This is a genomic window from Streptomyces sp. NBC_00726, assembly GCF_045161735.1.
Classification (GTDB): domain Bacteria; phylum Actinomycetota; class Actinomycetes; order Streptomycetales; family Streptomycetaceae; genus Streptomyces.
On sequence record NZ_CP108983.1, the window covers coordinates 300,859 to 319,079 of the forward strand.

Genomic DNA, 18,221 nt, shown 5'->3' on the forward strand with positions numbered 1-18,221 from the left:
GGGACGTCACCCGGCGGCCGCCGTCTTCACGAGTTCGTCCACCGCGTACGGCATGGACAGCAGCGTGCCCTGCGAGATGGCGGCGCCGACCGCCGGGCCCTCGCTGTCGAGGAGGTAGGACACCCGGCCCTCCTTGAACGCCTTCAGGTTGCTGAAGAGTTCGGACTTCTTCAGGGCGTCCGTGTCGGCCTTGTCGTTGATGACGAAGACGCGGTCGACGTCGACGAGGTCCATGCGTTCCGGGGAGAGCTTGGTGTAGAACTTGCCGCCGGCGATCTTGTCGATCTCGGTGTCACCCTGGTAGCCGATGCCGGTCAGCAGCCGGCCGCGCACGTCGGTGGTGGTGAACGGCGCCACCGAGTTGTCGTACCAGGACAGCGCGACGGCGGTCTGCTCGGCGAACTCGGGGTGCGCCTTCTTGGCGGCGTCCAGCTGCTCCTGGATGCCGGCCACCATCTCCTTGCCCTCCTCCTCCTTGCCGAGGGCCTTGGCGATGTGCAGCGCGTTGTCCTGCCACGGGGCGCTGAAGGGCTCCTTCTCGCCCTTGGTGCGGGCGACCGTGGGGGCGATCTTCGACAGCTTGTCGTAGGCGGCCTGGTCGATCTCGGAGTAGACGGCGACGATCAGGTCGGGGCGCAGGCCCGCGATCTTCTCGTAGTTGGGGCCGGAGTCACCGTTCTTCATGATGACCTCGGGGCGGGTGTCCCCCCACTTGTCCTTGGTCCAGGGCCACTGGGTGTTGATGTCGGGGGTCTTGCCCTCGGGGTTCGGGTACTGGTCGACCATGCCGACCGGCTTGATGCCGAACGCCAGGATGTCCTGGTCGTCCGTGTAGCCGACGGATACCACCCGCTTCGGGGCCTTGGTGATCTCCGTGGACCCGAAGGCGTGCTCCACGGTGACAGGGAAGACGCCGTCGGCCGAGGCGGCGGGGGCCTTGTCGGCCGCCTTGTCCTCGGAGTCGGAGCCGCAGCCCGCGAGGAGGCCGACGCCGAGGGCCGCCGCGGTGACGACCGCCGCGAGCCGCCGTCGCGGCCGGGTGGGCGTGGTTCTGTCGAGGAGCATCCGAATCCCTTGCTTTCACACGGTCACTTGGGCCCTTCATGAGGGCAGCCAAACCTTATCCCGGCTGGTGAGGCAAGCCTAGCCTTACTTGGGGACTTCCTTGATTCCGAAACTACTTCAGGCGTACGTGGGTACGGCCGATGGGCACGATGAGCGGCCGGTCGCCGACCGGGTCCTCGATCACCATGGCCCGCAGCCCGAACGCCTCCTCCAGCAGCCCGGCGGTGATCACATCGCGCGGGTGGCCCTGCGCCAGCACCGAACCGTCCCGCATCACCACGAGGTTGTCGCTGTAACGGGTGGCCAGATTGAGGTCGTGCAGGACCATCACCACCGTGCACCCGGACTCGTGCAGGTCGTCCACCAGGTCGAGCACGTCGATCGCGTGGGCCAGGTCCAGATAGGTGGTCGGTTCGTCCAGCAGCAGCAGATCGGTGCCCTGAGCAAGGGTCATCGATATCCACACCCGCTGGCGCTGACCGCCCGACAGCGAGTCCACGGGCCAGTCCGCGAGGTCGGCGACCCCGGTCAGCGCGAGCGCCCGCCGTACGATGTCGGCGTCGTCCGACGACCACTGCCGCAGCCAGCTCTGGTGCGGGTGGCGCCCCCGGGCGACCAGGTCCGAGACCGTCAGCCCCTCGGGCGCGACGGGCGCCTGGGGCAGCAGGCCGAGTTTCTTCGCCACGTCCCTGGTCCGGAGCGAGGCGATGTCCTCGCCGTCCAGCACGACGGCGCCGCCGGCCGGTTTCAGCAGCCGGGTCAGGGTGCGCAGCAGCGTCGACTTGCCGCAGCCGTTGGGGCCGATGATGGTGGTGACCACGCCGGTCGGGATCTCGACGTCGAGGCCGTCGATGACGGTGCGGCCGCCGTAGCCGACCCTGATGTCCCGGGCGGCGAGCCGTGCGGCGCCACCGCCCGGCGCCTCGGTTTCCGTGGTGGTGAGATGCGCGGCCACTGGCCCCCCTCTGCTCGGGTTGTCCGACTCGTCTGTCATTTACCTGAGGTTCGCCCGGACCAGCAGATACACCAGGAAGGGGCCGCCGATCGCGGCGGTGACCACACCGACCGGCAGACCGACGGGCAGGGCCGTCCGCGCGATCAGGTCGGCCCCGGTCAGCAGCAGCGCGCCGACCAGCCCCGAGGCGGCCATCGGCGGCGTCGGATGCCGCGCCAGACGCATCGCCACCTGCGGTGCGACGAGCGCGACGAAGGGCACGGGGCCCGCCGCGCTCACCGCGGCCGCGGCCAGCAGGACCGCGCACAGCAGCATGACGGCCCGCACCCGGTTGAACCGGACGCCGAGCCCCGCGGCGACCTCGTCCCCGAGGTGCAGCGGCTTGAACTGGAAGGCGAGGCAGACCACCACCGCCAGCAGGGCGAGGGTGCACCAGAGCGCCGTCCGGACCTCGCCCCACGACCGGTTGTCCAGGGACCCGACCAGCCATGCCTGGGCCCGGGCCACGTCCCGGATGTCGGCCGACGTGAGGAGCCAGGTCGTGACCGCCTCCATCGCCGCGCTCACCGAGATGCCGATGAGGATGAGCCGGAAGCCGTCGATCCCGCGCCGCCAGGCCAGGAAGTACACCAGCAGCCCCGTGCCGAGACCGCCCAGGAGCGCCGCCGCCGACAGGCCCACGGTGTGCGTGACCGCCGTGGCGGCCCCGCCGGACACCGTCACCAGGAACACCGCGACCGCGCTCGCGCCCCCGGTGATACCGAGGACGTCGGGGCTGGCCAGCGGATTGCGCGCGACGGACTGGGTGATCGCGCCGGACACCCCGAGCGCGACGCCGACGACGACGCCGGCCAGGGCGCGCGGCATCCGCAGATCCATGATGACGAAACGGTCGACCTGCTCGCCGCCCCCGAGGACCGTGGCGATCACCCGCGACAGGCCGATCGGGAAGTCGCCGACGCCGATGGACAGGCAGAACACCAGGAAGGTGGCCGCCGCCAGCAGCAGGGTGACCAGGACGAGCCAGGGCCGCCAGACGAACGAGACGCCGCCGGCGCGGACGCCCGCCGTGACCGATGCCTTCGACTCCGTGCCGTTCATGCGCTCCTGAACTTTCCACGCCACACCAGGACCGCGAAGAACGGCGCGCCGAGCAGTGAGACGACGACCCCGGCGTCCAGCTCCCCCGGCCGGACCACCAGGCGCCCGACGATGTCGCACACCAGCAGCACGACCGCGCCGAGCAGACCCGCGTACGGCACCAGCCAGCGGTAGTCGGGCCCGGTCAGATACCGGGCGACGTGGGCCACCATGAGCCCGAGGAACGCGATGGGGCCGCAGGCCGCGGTGGCGGCGCCGGCCAGCAGGGTGATCGCGGCGATGCCGATGGTCCGGCTCAGCGCGATGTTGACACCCAGTCCGCGCGCCACGTCGTCACCGAGGTTGAGCAGATTCAGGGAGGGCAGCATGACCGCGGCCAGGACCAGCCCGACCGCGACGCACGCGGTGACCGGCCGGATGACGTCGAAGCCGACGCCCGTCATCGAGCCCGCGTTCCAGAACCGCAGCACGTTCAGGGACTTCACGTCGGACAGGGCGACGGCCGTGGTCATCGCCGCGAGGAACACCGTGACGCCCTGCCCGGCCAGCGCCAGGGTCAGCGGATTGCCCGCGCCCCTGCCGATGCTGGCCAGGCCGAACACGACGACGCCGGCGACCGCCGATCCGAGGAACCCGAACCAGACGTACTGGAGCGGGTCGGTGAGCCCGAACACGGCGATCACCGACACCACGGCGAACGAGGCGCCGGCGTTGACACCCACCAGCCCGGTGTCGGCGATCGGGTTGCGCGTGTACCCCTGGATCAGCGCGCCGCCGACCCCGAGCGCCAGACCCGCCACGATGCCGAGCACCGTGCGGGGCACGCGCACGGTCTGCACGATGAGCCGGATCTCGGAGAGCCGCTGATCGGACTCCGGGGCCGCGAACAGGCCGTGCCACACCTCGGCGGGTGTCAGCGCGCGCGCCCCGACGGCCAGGGAGAGCGCGGCCACGGCCAGAACGGCCACCGCGAGGGCGGCCAGCCCGGTGACCCGTCGGCGACGGATCACCGTAACGCCCCTGATGACGGGACGTTCCACAGTTGTGCTCATGTCCGCGTACGTTATCTCTCCGGCCCACCGGGCCCGGACGGCGGTCGGGCCTTCTAGCGGGTGCCGTCCCCTGCGACCGGACGGGCGGCGTCGGGGGCGTCCTTGACGCTCCGGTCCAGCAGCGAGTCCAGGATCTCGCCGACCCTGATCGCGGTGTTGGACAGCAGGGCCGAGGTGATGCCGTGGGTGTGCTCCGTACCGCCCTGGAGGTAGATCCCGCAGTTCAGCGCGGCGTCGGTGGCGATGCGGTAGTCGCGCTCGACGCTGACCCGGCCCTCCTCGTCGCGCAGGCAGTGTTCGGCGGCCTCGCCCAGAAGGCCCAGCGGGTCGGCCGGGCTGTAGCCGGTGGCGAACACCACGACGTCGGCGTCGAGCACGGTCTCCTCGCCGGTGACGAGGGAGGTCACGGTGGCGCGCACCGTGTCCGGGGTCTCCTCGGCCGCGGTGAGCCGCGACACGTTGAGGAAGCGCAGCCGCTCGGTGCCGAGCACCTTCTCCTGGTACATCTGCCGGTACAGGTCGTCGATCAGATCGATGTCGACCACGGAGTAGTTGGTGTTGCCGTGGTAGTCCATCAGCCGGCGCTTGACGTTCTCCGGCGCCGCGTAGAACTCGTCCACCGCCTCCGGGTCGAAGATCTTGTTGGCGAAGCTGCTGTCGTCGGCCGGGCTGTAGCCGTAGCGGGAGAAGACCGCGCATATCTCGGCCTCGGGGAACCGGCGGTGCAGATAGGCGACGTTCTCGGCGGCGCTCTGCCCGGCGCCCACGACGACGAAGCGGGAGGGCGAGGTGCCGTCCAGTTCTCCGACCCGGGCGAGGAGTTCGGAGTTGTGCCAGACGCGGTCGCCGCGCTCCACACCCTCCGGGACGCGGGGGCGCAGCCCGGTGCCGATGACGAGGTTGCGGGCGCGGTGGACGGTGAGCCCCTCCCCCGACCGGACGGTGACGTCCAGATACTCCACGACCCCGTCCTCGACCACCTGGGTCACTCCGACGACCTCGTGGTCGTAGGAGACGAGGTCGTCCACCTGGGCGGCGGCCCACTCGAAGTAGTCGTGGAACTCGACCCGCAGCGGGAACAGGTTCTTGTGGTTGATGAAGTCGATCAGGCGTCCCTTGCTCTTGAGGTAGCAGAGGAAGCTGAACTCACTGGCCGGATTGCGGAGTGTCACCAGGTCCTTGAGGAACGAGACCTGCATGGTGGCGTCGTCGATGAGCATGCCCCGGTGCCAGCCGAAGGCCGGTTGCTGCTCGAAGAACTGGGCGGTCACCGCTTCCCGCGTCCCGGAGCGCGCGTTGTGCTCGCTGATCGCGATCGCCATGGCCACATTGGACGGGCCGAAGCCGATACCAATGAGGTCGTGGACCGGTGCTGCGTCGCCAGGACGAGCCTGTGACATGTCACTCCCATCGTGCGGGGAAGCCGCCTGTCGGATGTGGGGAACGGGCGTTGGACGGGCACGCCGAAACAGCGGCCCGATGAACTTAGGTGAGCCTAAGCTAATTCGTCAACGCTTGTCGACAGGCGCGATTCGGACACCCCCGGCACAGGACCCCCTCAACTGGGGCACTCCACGCCTCCGTTGCAAGATAAGGTAAGCCTTGCTTTACTAGCCAGGTTGTTCTGTTTCCACGTCAAGGAGGAACCCCATGCGGGTCGTCATGTTCGGTTACCAGACCTGGGGGCACCGCACCCTGCAAGCCCTCCTGGACTCCGAGCACGACGTGGTGCTGGTCGTCACCCACCCCAGGAGCGAGCACGCCTACGAGAAGATCTGGAGCGACTCCGTCGCCGATCTCGCCGAGGAGCACGGCGTCCCGGTCCTGATCCGCAACCGCCCGGACGACGACGAGCTGTACGAGGCCCTGAAGGCCGCCGAGCCCGATGTCATCGTGGCCAACAACTGGCGTACGTGGATCCCGCCGCGCATCTTCGCGCTCCCCCGCCGGGGCACCCTGAACGTCCACGACTCGCTGCTGCCGAAGTACGCGGGCTTCTCGCCGCTCATCTGGGCCCTCATCAACGGCGAGAGCGAGGTGGGCGTCACCGCGCACATGATGAACGACGAGCTGGACGCCGGCGACATCGTCCGGCAGGAGTCCGTCCCGGTCGGCCCGAGGGACACCACCACCGACCTCTTCCACAAGACCGTCGACCTGATCGCCCCCGTCACCACCAAGGCGCTGGCCCTGATCGCGGACGGGCAGACGGAGTTCACCCCGCAGGACCGCTCGCAGGCCACCTTCTTCCACAAGCGCGCCGAGGAGGACATCCGGATCGACTGGAACTGGCCGGCCGAGGACCTGGAGCGTCTGGTGCGCGCCCAGTCGGCCCCGTACCCCAGCGCCTTCACCTTCCACCGGGGCAAGCGGATCGAGGTCCTGGCCAGTGTGGTCTCCGAGGGGCGTTACGGCGGGACGCCCGGCCGGATCTTCTACCGCGAGGGCGAGGGCGTGGTCATCGTCGCCGGCGCCGACGCCCGCACCGGCCGCAACCACGGCCTGGCCATCACCCGGGTCCGCACCGAGGACGGCCGCGAGCTGCCCGCGACGGAGTACTTCACCGCCATGGGCGGCTATCTGACCAGCCGCCCCTGACCCCCCGGCAGGACATATGGGTGTGCCCCCGGCCGCGCGGCCGGGGGCACACCCATATGTCCTGCCGGTCAGCCCTTGCGGGGCTGGGTACGGGGCAGCCGCGTCGCCGCCGCCGCGGCGAACAGGCAGAAGCCGAGCACCCACCAGAAGGTGTCGCCGAAGGCCGCGGGGATGTCCGCGCCCGTGGCGGCGAGCCGGTTCTCCAGGATGACGGCCACCGCCGCCGTACCGACCGAACCGCCCACGGTGTTCAGGAGGTTGAGCGCTCCGGCCGCCCGGGGCAGCTGGTCCGGCTCGATCCGGCTGTAGACGATGTTCATCACGGGCGCGCCGACCATCGACATCCCGAAGCCCCGCACCACCAGCGCCGAGGCGACCACCGCGTCCGGCACCCCGTGCCCCAGCAGGGTGAACGGGGCGGTCCCGGCGACGATCAGCACGATGCCGGCCACCACCAGGGTCCTCGGCGCGACCTTGCTGATGGTCCGGTTGACGAGCACCGAACCGGCGGCCGCGCCCAGCCCCTGGGGGGCCAGCAGCAGCCCGGCCTCCCAGGCGGTCATCCCCCGCCCCGACTGGAAGTACAGCGGCAGCAGGAACGTCGTGCCGAACACCGAGGCCCCGAGCACCACCAGCGCCAGGGCGGCGGCCCCGAAGGGCGGCCGGGCGAACAGCCGGGGGTCCACCAGCGGCGTACCCCGGGTGCGCAGCCCGTGCACGGTGAACGCGGCCAGCATGGCCACCCCGGCCACCACGCCGATCGTGGCCGGGACGGCGCGGTCGTGGGCGACCTCGGTCAGCCCGTACACCAGCACCGCGAGGCCCGGTGAGAGCAGCAGCGCCCCGCGCAGGTCGAACGCGGTCCGCTGCGGGGCCGGGGGCACCACGGGCACGTAGCGGCGGGCCAGCAGGACCGCCGCCGCGCCGATCGGCAGGTTGACCAGGAACAGCCAGGGCCATGGCGCGACCGCGAGCACGGAGCCCCCGGCGAGCGGCCCGAACACCGGGGAGAGCAGCGGGACCACGGCGACCACACTGATCACCTTGCCGGTACGCCCGGGGCCCGCGATCCGGGCCAGCAGCGCCTGCCCGGTCGCGGGGAGCAGGCCGCCGCCGAGGCCCTGGATCACGCGGAACACGATGAGGCTGGTCGCCGACCAGGCCGAGGCGCAGAGCACCGAGCCGATCAGGAACACGCCGATGGCCGCGAGCCAGACCCGCCGGCCGCCGAACCGCCCGGCCAGCCAGCCGGACGCGGGGACGGCGGCGACGACGGCGAGCAGATAGGCGCTGGACACCCACTGGATCTCGGCGACGGAGGCGTCGAACTCCTCGGTGAGCCGGTCGAGTCCGACGCTGACGATGGTCGCGTCGAGCGTCGCCATGAACGTGCCGAGGACCAGGATGAACGCGATCCGCAGCAGCTCCCGGTCCACGCGTTCGGCGGGCGGGGCGGACGCCTCGGTCATCGGTCCTCCAGAAGGGTGCGCACATCCGCGTCCAGGTGCCGCTCCATGTTCCGCAGCAGGTCCGTCAGTTGGCCGGCCAGCCCGTCGGTGTCCGTGCCGGCCCGGTGGGCGAGCACTCCGGTCCAGCCGTCGCCGTCGGGCATGACGGTCAGTGTGGCGGGGTGGTGGGTGGACTCCCGGAAGCGCGTGGAGAGCACGGTGAGCCCGGGCGCGGGTTCGCGCAGCCGGTCCGGGTCGACCGGGTAGTTCTCGAAGACGACCATGCTGTCGAAGAGCCTGCGCCGGCCCGTGCGCCGTTCCAGGTCGGACAGGGCCACGTGGTGGTGCTCGACCAGGTCGCGCTGGCGGGCCTGGAGACCGGTGAGCGCGGCGGCCAGGGTGCCGGTGAGCCTGGCCCGTACCGGCACGGTGTTGGCGAGCAGGCCGATGATCTCCTCCACGCCCTCCAGGGCCGGCGGCCGGCTCGACACCATGGCGCCGAAGCAGACGTCCCGCCGCCCGGAGCGCCGGGCCAGCAGGACCGACCAGGCGCCCTGCACCAGGGTGTTCGGGGTCAGCCCGCGCCGTGCGGCGAGCCGGGTGAGCCCGGCCACGAGCGCCGCGTCGAACGTGATGACCTCGGGCTCCTGCCAGGCCGGGCCGCTCCCGTCGCCGCCCAGGTAGTCGCCCTCGGGCAGCCCGTCCAGCTCGGCCGCCCAGGCGTCCAGGTCCGGCTCGTGCTCGGCGCACCAGTCGAGGTAGTCCGCGAACGGGACGGGGTCGGGCAGTCCGTGCGCGCGGTTCTCGGTGCGCGCGGTGTACAGGGCGAACAGCTCGCCCAGGATGCGCGGCGCGGACCAGCCGTCGGACAGGGCGTGATGGCTGGTCAGGACGAGGTCGGCGCGCTCCGGTCCGAGCCGGATCACGGTGATCCGGTAGAGCGGGCCGCGCGCCAGGTCGAAGGGTTCGGCGAGGTCGGCGGCCAGCACCTCGTCGGCCGGTGCGTCGGTGACCCGGAACTCCGGCCGGGGCGCTTCCGGGATGACGGCGAGCGAGGCGGGGAACACCGCGCCCAGGTTGGGGTGCCGGGCCAGCAGGTCGTCACCGGCGCCGCGCAGCGCCCCGGTGTCGAGCGGACCCGCGAGCGAGAACACCGACTGCACGGTGTACGGATCGGGGCGCTCGGTCCGCGAGTGCCGCAGCATCACCTCCTGCAACGGGCTGAGCGGCTGTACGGCGGCGGCCGGCCGGTCCCCGAGCGCGACGGTCTCCGGCGCAGCGGCGACCCGCAGCAGCGCGGCCCTCAGGTGGTCCGCCAGCTCCTCGATCTCGGCGCCGGTGAACAGCGCCCGGGGCCAGGTGATCCGCACCCCGAGCGCGTCGTCGCGCACCAGCGCGTTGACCATCAGGCTGTACGGGAGGGGCATCGGCCCTGAGCCGTCGGAGCCGAGCGGGTCGGTGTCCGGGGCGGGCTGCCAGGGCGTCTCGGTCTCCGGGGCGCCGGGGTACTGGCCGAGGTAGTTCCAGGCCAGCTCCGGGCGGACCGGGTCGAGCAGCCCCGCCGTGGTGAGGATGCCGTGGCCGAGGCCGTCGCCCTGGGCGCGCAGCCGGTCCCGGACCGCCCGCACATCATCTTCGGCGTCGAGCCGGACGGGGTGGATCGCGGTGAACCAGCCGACGGTCTGGGAGAGGTCGACCTCGCGCGGCCGGCCGTGGCTCTCCAGCGCGACCAGCAGTTCCGGGGTGCCGCGCCAGTCGCGTACCGCCTGGGCGAGCGCGGTCAGGAGGACGGCGTCCGGGGTGGTGCGGTGGGCGGCGGGCAGGGTGGTGACCAGGGCGCGGGTGGTGTCCGCGTCGAGCCGGATCTCGTGGTGCGCGGCGGTCGCCACGGTGTCCCGGGCGGGGTCGAGCGGCCGGGTGAGGGGCGTGGTCGCCGTCATCCGCCGCCAGTGCGGGAGTTCGGCGCGCCGGTCGGCCTCGCGCAGGGTGCGGGCCCAGCCGAGGAAGGACTGCCCGTGCGGGGTCAGCTCTCCGCCGTCGTGGGCGTGCCGGAGGTCGTCCAGGAGGATGCGCCAGGAGACGCCGTCGGCCACCAGGTGGTGGGCGATCAGGACGAGCCGGCCGGGGCGGTCGGGCCCGGCGTCCACCCAGACCGCGCGCAGCATCGGTCCGGTGCGCGGGTCCATGGCCGCGCGTGCGGTGGCGGTCGCGGCGTCGGCGGCGGCGCGCGGGTCGCCATCGGCCGGGACCCGGGTCAGGACGTCGGCGCCGGTGAGTTCGCCGGCCGGCGGGATGTGCAGGACGTCGTCGCCGAGGCGGGCGCGCAGCACGTCGTGGCGGGCGAGGAGGGCGTCCAGCACGGCCTGCCAGCTCTTCTCGTCGCCGCCGGCCGGGACGCAGACCTCCACCCACTGGCAGAAGCCGTCTGCGGCCTTCCCCGCGCGGTGCAGCAGGTCGCGCATGACCGGGGTCAGCGGGGCGTCGCCCACGGCCGGGGCGGCCTCGACGTCCAGGGCGCGGGCCCGGGCGGCGATGCCGGCGACGGTCTCGCCGTCGAACACGTCCTTCGGGCTGAGTCCGAGGCCCTGGCGGCGGACCCGGGAGACCAGCTGGAGGGAGACGATGCTGTCGCCGCCGACGTCGAAGAAGTTGTCGTCGGGGCCGATGTCGTCGCGGCCGAGGACGTCCCGGAACACGGCGAGCAGCAGCGCTTCCGCCTCGGTGGCCGGTTCGCGCCGGGCGGCGGACACGGTGGCGGGGGCGGGCAGGGCCGAGGCGTCGAGCTTGCCGCTGGGGCTCAGCGGGAGGCGGTCGAGCGGCACGAGCGCGGTCGGCACCATGTGGTCGGGCAGCCGCTCGGCGAGGTACGCGCGCACCCCGGCGGTGTCCAGGTCGGCGTCGTCGGTCGGGATGACGTAGCCGACGAGCCGGCCCTCGCGCATGACGACGGCGCTGGCGCGGACGTCGGGGTGCCCGGTGAGCGCGGTCTCGATCTCGCCGAGTTCGACGCGGAAGCCGCGCACCTTGATCTGGTGGTCGGCGCGGCCGAGGAAGACCAGCTGCCCGTCGTGGCGCCAGCGCACCAGGTCGCCGGTGCGGTACATGCGGGTGCCGGGCGGCCCGTACGGGTCGGCGACGAACGCGCCGGAGGTCAGTCCCGGCCGGCCGAGGTAGCCGCGGGCCACGCTCGGGCCGCCGAGATACAGCTCGCCGGTGACGCCGACGCCGACCGGCTGGAGTCCGCCGTCGAGCACATAGGCGCGGACGTTCGGGTCGGGGCGGCCGATGGGCAGCGGTCCGGCGTCGTCCGGGTCGTAGTGCCAGGTGGTGGAGTTGATGGTGACCTCGGTGGGCCCGTAGGCGTTGAACAGCGCCCGGCGGCCCCGGCCCCAGCGGTGGGCCAGCTCCGGGTCGAGCCGTTCGGCGCCGACGACGAAGAACACCTCGGGGTCGACGGTGCGGTCGTCGGGCATCGCGGCGAGGAACGACGGCAGCAGGTTGACGCCGGTGACCCGGTGCTCCGTGATGTAGTCGAGGAGTTCGTCGCCGGGTACCCGCACCTCCTCGGGCGCGATGACGGACGTACCGCCGGACAGCAGCGGCACCATGGTCTGCCAGAAGGCCACGTCGAAGCTGGTCGACGCGAAGTGCAGATAGCGGTCGTGCTCGGTGACCCCGACGACCTCTTCCTGGAGGGCGATCAGATCGGGCACGCCCCGGTGGGTGACGCCGACGCCCTTGGGGCGGCCGGTGGTGCCCGAGGTGTAGATGACGTACGCGAGCGCGTCGTCGGTGAGTTGGGCGCGGGCCACGGCCGGATCGGTGTCCGGTACGGAGGCGAGGGTGGCCGGGTCGTCCAGGCGCAGGACGGGGATCTCGCGGTCGACGGGCAGTTCGGCGCCGGTCGTCACGACGGCCGCCGGCAGGATGTCGTCGAACATGTACGCGAGCCGTTCGCGCGGGTAGGCCGCGTCCATCGGCACGTACACCGCACCGGCCTTGGCGACGCCGAACAGGGCGACGGTCATCTCGACGTCCCGGCCGATGAGCACCGCGACGGGGTCCTGGGGCCGGACGCCGCGCGCGATGAGCGCGTGCGCGAGGCGGTTGGCCCGCCGGTCCAGTTCCTCGTACGAGAGGCTGCGGTCGCGGCAGACCAGCGCCTCGCCGGCGGGCTTGCGCCGGACCCAGCCGGCGAACTCGTCCAGCCAGTGGCCGCGTTCCTTCGCGGCGACGATCTCGGTGCCGGTGCGCAGCATGCGGGCGCGCTCGGCGGCGTCGAGGGCGGGCAGCGCGACGGCGGCCCGGTCCGGGTCCTCGGCGATCTCGTGGAGCAGGTTGCGCAGCCAGCGGCCGTAGTCGCGCACGGTGTCCCGGTCGAAGGCGCCGGGCTGGTAGCCGAGGCCGACGGTGATCTCGTCGCCCGGGATCACGATGACGGTGAGGGCGTAGTGCGTGGCGTCCGTGATGTCGACACCGGTGAGGTCGAGCCCGGGGGCGAGGGGGGTGCGGGTGCGGCTGGAGAGCGGGAAGTTCTCCATGACGAGCATGGTGTCGAAGAGTTCGCCGATGCCCACGGCCCGCTGGATGCCGGGCAGTCCGACGTGGTGGTGCTCGGCGAGGGCGACGCTCTCCGCGTGCACCTGGGTCATGAGGTCCGTCGTCGTGCGGTCCGGGGTGTAGCGGACGCGGACCGGGACGGTGGTGCCGAGCTGGCCGATCATCGATTCGACGCCGTCGACCTCGGCGGGCCGGCCGGAGACCGGGCAGCCGAACACGACGTCGCGGCGGCCGGTGAGCCTGCCGAGGAGCAGGCCCCACGCCGTCTGGAGGACGGTGGTCAGGGTGATGCCCCGCTCGCGGGCGAAGGCGCGCAGCCGGTCGCTGAACTCGCGGCCCAGCTCGACGGTCTCCCGGCCGGGCCGCTCCACCGCGTTCCCGGTGCCGGCGGGGGCCAGCCGGGTCGCGTCGTCCACGCCCGCGAGGGCTTCCCGCCAGGCGGCGACGGACGCCTCCCGGTCCCGGCCCGCCAGCCAGTGGAAGTACTCGGACAGGGGCGGGGAGACGGGCGCGGCGGGGCCGCCGCCGAGTTCCGCGTAGATCGCGAGGAGAGTGCGGCCGACGATGGGCATCGACCAGCCGTCGAGCAGGGCGTGGTGGTTGGTGATCACCAGCTTGTGCTCGGCGGGGCCCACCCGGGAGAGCAGGAAGCGGATGAGCGGCGGCCGCGCCGGGTCGAAGGGGCGCGCCAGCTCGGCGCGTGCCGCTTCGGCGAAGTCGTCGTCCTGCCGCCAGTCCAGCGCGACGTCGGCCGGGATGACCTGCACCACGTCGTCCCCGACGGTGCCCAGGTGGACGCGGAGCGCGGGGTGGCGGCGCAGCAGCTCATGGGCGGCGCGGGCCATCCGGTCCGGGTCCAGCTCCCCGGACAGGGTGGTGACGGCCTGGACGACGTAGACGTCGGTGTCCGTGGCGTCGCGGACCAGGGTGTGGAAGGACAGACCGAGCTGGAGCGGGGTGGCGGGCAGCACGTCGCTGACCCGGCCGGTGCTCTCCAGGGCGTCGATCGCCTCCTGGCCGAGGGCCACCAGCGGCAGGTCGGAGGGGGTGAGCCCGCCCGTGGTGTGCAGGGCGTGCGCGGCCAGCGCGTCGAGCGCGGCGGCCCAGCAGTCCTGGAGGGCGGCCACGGCCTCGGGGCCCACGACCGCGCTCGCGGCGGTCCACTCGACGGCGAGCCGGGGGGTGTCGCCCTCGTGCACGAAGCAGTTGAGGGCCAGCACCTGTTCGAGGGCCTTGGCCTCGGGCTCGGTCACCGAGAACGCGTCGTGCTCGGGGAGCCGCCAGCCGTCGGCGGTCAGCGGGGCGAACCGGCCGAGGTAGTTGAGCAGCACGTCCGGCGGCGGTGTCGCGCCCAGCTCCGGGCCCGCCTCCGGGTCGAGATGGCGCAGCACCCCGTAGCCGATGCCGTTGTCGGGGACGGCACGGCGGGCCTCCTTGGCGGCGCGCAGCGTGGCCCGGACGTCGTCGTGGGCGGGCACCCGGACCGGGTACTCGCTGGTGAACCAGCCCACCGTGCGGGCCAGGTCGAGGTGTTCGCGCCCGTGGCCCTCCATGGTCACGGTGACGGCGTCGTCGCGCAGGCCCCAGCCGCGCAGGGCGAGGACGAGGGCGGCGAGCAGGATCTCGTCCACGCCGGCCCGGTAGGCGGCGGGCAGTGTGGTGAGCAGGGCCTCGGTGGCCTCGGGCGAGGCGGTCGTGACGGTGCGGTGGGCGGTGGCCACGGTGTCGCGTGCGGGGTCCAGGGGGCGGGCGCCGAGCCGGGACGCGGAGCCCAGTGCCGTACGCCAGTGGGCGAGTTCACCGCGCCGGGCGCCGGTCCTGCCCTGTTCGGCGAGGACCTGGGCGTGACGGCGCCAGGAGGTGCCGGCGGGTTCGAGGGCGCCGCCGGCGCAGGCGGTGTGCAGGTCGGGCAGGAGGACGCGCCAGGACACGCCGTCCATGGCGAGGTGGTGCACGACGAGGACGAGGCGGTCCGCCGTGCCGTCCCCCGTGCGGACCAGGGCGGCGCGCACCAGGTCGCCGGTGCGCGGGTCGAGCTGTCCGGCGAGCTGTCGGGCCAGGGCGGTCACGTCGTCGCCGGTGGCCTCCTCGGCCGTGACCTCTTCGACGGCTGCGCGGACCGTGCCCCGGGGCAGGATCTCCGGCTCGCCGGCCACCCGCAGCCGCAGCGCGTCGTGGTGGTCGATGAGCGCCTGCACGCCCCGGGTCAGCCGGTCCGGGGTGAGCGCGTCGACGTGCAGGGCGGTCCACTGGGCGTATCCGGCGACCGTGTCGATGTCCGGGTGCGGGTCGAGCAGGGCGCGCACGATGGGCGGGGCGGGCACCGGGCCGACCGGCTCGTCCGCCGGGCCGGCCGCGCCGTCGAGCAGTTCGGCGGAGGCGGCGAGCGCGGCGAAGGTGCGGCGGGCCAGCAGGTCCTTGGGGCGCAGCCCGAGGCCGAGGGCGCGCAGCCTGCTGCTGACGGTGATCGCGGTGATGCTGTCGCCGCCGAGGGCGAAGAAGTCGTCGTCCACGCCGACCCGTTCGACGTCGAGCGCGTCGGCGAGGACGGTGCACAGCAGCCGTTCGCGTTCGGTGCCCGGTTCCCGGCCGCCGCCGGGCAGGGCGGGCGCGGGCAGCGCGGCGCGGTCGAGCTTGCCGTTGGGCGTGACGGGCAGGGAGCCGAGGACCACGACGGCGGCGGGCACCATGTGTTCGGGCAGCCGCTCGGCGAGCCGGGCGCGTGCCTCGTCGCCGGTGACGGACGCGGACACGATGTAGCCGACGAGCCGGGAGGAGAGGACCCGGGCGGCGGCCGCGGTGACGCCGGGCAGGGCGGCAAGGGCCTCCTCGACCTCGCCGGTCTCCACCCGGTGGCCGCGGATCTTGACCTGTCCGTCGCCCCGGCCGCCGTACTCCAGGCCGCGGCCGGGCACCCAGCGGGCCCGGTCGCCGGTGCGGTACATGCGGTCGCCGGGGGCGCCGAAGGGGTCGGCGACGAAGCGTTCGGCGGTGGCGCCGGGGCGGCCGAGGTAGCCCCGGGCCAGGTGCGGTCCGGCCAGGTAGAGTTCGCCGGCCGTGCCGGGCGGGACGGGCTGGAGGGCGTTGTCCAGGACGTAGACCCGGGTGCCGGCGAGCGGGTGGCCGATGACCGGGTCGCCGCCGTCGATGCGGGCGGTGGTGGCGTCCACGGTGGCCTCGGTCGGCCCGTACATGTTGCGCGCGGTGATCCCGGAGGCGGCGACGCGGCGCCACAGGGCGGGCGGGGTCGCCTCGCCGCCGAGGAGCAGCAGCGCCGGGGGCAGGTCGAGCAGGCCGGCGTCGATGAGCGGGGCGGCCATCGAGGGCGTGGTGTCGATGACGTCGATGACGTCGCGGGCGTACGAGGCGAGCAGGGCGTCCGCGTCGCGGGCCGTCTCGGCGTCGTACACATGGAGTTCGTGCCCGCAGAGCAGCCAGATGAGATGTTCGAAGGCGGAGTCGAAGGCGAAGGAGTAGGTGTGCGCGGCGCGCAGCCGGCGGCCGGTGGCCCGTTCGGCCTCCGCGACGACCGTGGACCGCTGGTGGTGCAGCAGTGCGGCGAGCCCGCCGGCGCGGCCGAGCACACCCTTGGGGCGGCCGGTCGATCCCGAGGTGTGGATGACGTAGGCCAGGTGCCCGGGGTGGCGGGGCCGGGAGAGTTCGGCGGGGGTCAGCGGGGCGCCGGACAGGCCGGCGGCCTCGTCCAGGAGGGTCTTCCAGGGCAGTCCTTCGACGGTGCCGTCGGTGAGGACGAGGACGGGGCCGGTGTCGGCGATGAGTTCGCGCAGCCGTTCGGCGGGGTGCGCGGCGTCCAGCGGCTGGAAGGCGGCGCCCGCGTCGAGCACGGCGAGCAGGGCGACGACGGCGTCGGCCGAGCGGGGCAGGGCGAGCGCGACGACGTCCTCGGCGCCGACGCCCCGGGCGCGCAGGGCGCGGGCCACCCGGTGCACCCGGTCGGCGAGTCCGGCGGCGGTCAGCCGTTCGCCGCCGCAGACCAGGGCGGTGTTCCCGGGTCCGGCGGCGGCCATCGCGTCGAAGGCGGCGGGCACGTCGAGGGGGGTGCCGGGCAGGGCGGGCGGGCTCCACTCGGCGAGCTGGGCGCCGGGGTCGCCAGTGAGCGCGACGCGGGCGACGGGCCGGCCCTCGATGAGGCCGGTGAGCAGGGCGCGCAGCCCGGTCATCAGGCTGTCGACGGCGGCCTGGTCCTTGGCGCGGGCGTCCACCTCGAAGCCGAGCAGGAGCCCGCCGTCACGGGTGGGCAGGACGCTGAGGCCCATGTCCTCGGGCGGTCCGCCCGCGACGTTGCGCATGATGCCGGCAGCGCCGGCGAAGTCGAGGGTGAGGTCGAACGCCTTGAGGTTGATGCCGCGTCCGTGCAGCAGCGCGCCGGCGCCGGGCACGCCGAGGTCGCGGGGCAGGTCCTCGCCCCGGTAGCGCTGGTGGTCGCGCATCTCGCGCATGGCGGTGGCGACGCGCCGGCTGAGGTCGCCGAGCCGGTCGGCGCCGCGCACGGTGACCCGCATCGGCAGCACGTTGACCGCCATGGCGGGGGTGCGCAGCGCGACGGAGCCGGTCCGGCACATCAGGGGCAGGGCGAAGACGACGTCGGTGCGGCCGAGCATGCGGTGCAGGAAGGCGGCGTAGCAGGCGATCAGGGCCTCGCCCCAGGCGACGCCCTCCGCGTCCGCGAAGGCGCGCAGGGCGGCGGTCTCACCGGCGCTCAGTTCGGCCCGTGCGGTGAGCGTGCGAGCGGGCGCGCCGTCGGTGCCGGGCCCGTCGTGGGGCTCGACGTCGGGCAGCGGCGTGAACCGCTCGACCCAGTAGGCGCGGTCCTCGGCGGCCCGGTCGCTCGCCCGGTAGGCGGTGTCATCGGCGACGAGCGCCGCGAACGCGCCGAAGGTCGAGCGGGGCGGTTCGGTGCCGCGGACCAGGGCGGTGTAGTGGGCGGCGGTGCGGCGGGCGAGCTGGGCGGCGGTGTAGCCGTCGAAGACGAGGTGGTGACCGAGCTGGGTGTACCAGACCTCGCGGTCGGAGAGCCTGATGACGGTACGGGAGTACAGCGGGCGGTCCGTCATGCCCCGGCATGCCTCGGCGAGCCGGGCGCGTTCGGCGTCGACCAGCGCCTGGGCGGCGGCGGCCGGGTCGGCCTCGGCACTGACGTCGACGAGCGGCGGCAGGGCGACGGGGCCGGCGCCGACCTCCTGGCGGGGGCCCTCGGGCGTCTCGTACACCCGGAGCCGCAGGCTCTCGGCCTCCTCGGTGGTGGCCCGGACGGCCTGCGCGAGCGCGTCCGTGTCGACGGGTCCTTCGCCGGATATCTCGATCACGTCGCCGACCACGTAGTACGGCGAGTCGGGTTCGATGCGCTGGGCGTTCCAGATGCCGAGTTGGGCGCCGGTCAGGGGAAGGAGGCCGTCCGGGGACACGCTCGCGGTGGTCAAC

The 18,221-nt window shown here is 73.5% G+C and carries 8 protein-coding genes; 1 reads left to right on the forward strand and 7 read right to left on the reverse strand.

What is annotated here, in order from left to right:
• Positions 1-6: 6 nt before the first annotated feature.
• The 5 genes from OG338_RS01260 to OG338_RS01280 form a co-directional block, all read right to left on the reverse strand.
• Positions 7-1,065, reverse strand: coding sequence for an iron-siderophore ABC transporter substrate-binding protein (locus tag OG338_RS01260; RefSeq protein ID WP_405935539.1), 1,059 nt, complete (start codon positions 1,063-1,065; stop codon positions 7-9).
• Between the two features lie 112 nt (positions 1,066-1,177).
• Positions 1,178-2,020 carry an ABC transporter ATP-binding protein gene (locus OG338_RS01265; protein WP_405935540.1) on the reverse strand — a complete coding sequence of 281 codons (843 nt, stop codon included), beginning with the start codon at positions 2,018-2,020 and terminating at the stop codon, positions 1,178-1,180.
• 39 nt (positions 2,021-2,059) lie between these two features.
• Positions 2,060-3,121: a FecCD family ABC transporter permease gene (locus OG338_RS01270; protein ID WP_405935541.1), complete on the reverse strand. Its 1,062-nt coding sequence runs from the start codon at positions 3,119-3,121 to the stop codon at positions 2,060-2,062.
• Positions 3,118-4,173: a FecCD family ABC transporter permease gene (locus OG338_RS01275; protein WP_405935542.1), complete on the reverse strand. Its 1,056-nt coding sequence runs from the start codon at positions 4,171-4,173 to the stop codon at positions 3,118-3,120. Before OG338_RS01275 ends, OG338_RS01270 begins: the two co-directional genes overlap by 4 nt.
• A gap of 53 nt (positions 4,174-4,226) precedes the next feature.
• On the reverse strand, positions 4,227-5,573 hold the full coding sequence (locus tag OG338_RS01280) for a lysine N(6)-hydroxylase/L-ornithine N(5)-oxygenase family protein (RefSeq protein ID WP_405935543.1): 1,347 nt from the start codon (positions 5,571-5,573) through the stop codon (positions 4,227-4,229).
• Between the two features lie 250 nt (positions 5,574-5,823).
• Here OG338_RS01280 and OG338_RS01285 point away from each other — a divergent pair, with 250 nt between their 5' ends.
• Entirely contained in the window at positions 5,824-6,771 is a 948-nt protein-coding gene (locus OG338_RS01285) for a methionyl-tRNA formyltransferase (protein ID WP_405935544.1), read from the forward strand.
• A 68-nt stretch (positions 6,772-6,839) separates the two neighbouring features.
• Here OG338_RS01285 and OG338_RS01290 read toward each other — a convergent pair whose 3' ends face one another.
• Entirely contained in the window at positions 6,840-8,240 is a 1,401-nt protein-coding gene (locus tag OG338_RS01290; RefSeq protein ID WP_405935545.1) for an MDR family MFS transporter, read from the reverse strand.
• Entirely contained in the window at positions 8,237-18,220 is a 9,984-nt protein-coding gene (locus tag OG338_RS01295; RefSeq protein ID WP_405935546.1) for an amino acid adenylation domain-containing protein, read from the reverse strand. The genes OG338_RS01290 and OG338_RS01295 overlap by 4 nt, the downstream gene beginning before the upstream one ends.
• Position 18,221 lies beyond the last annotated feature (1 nt).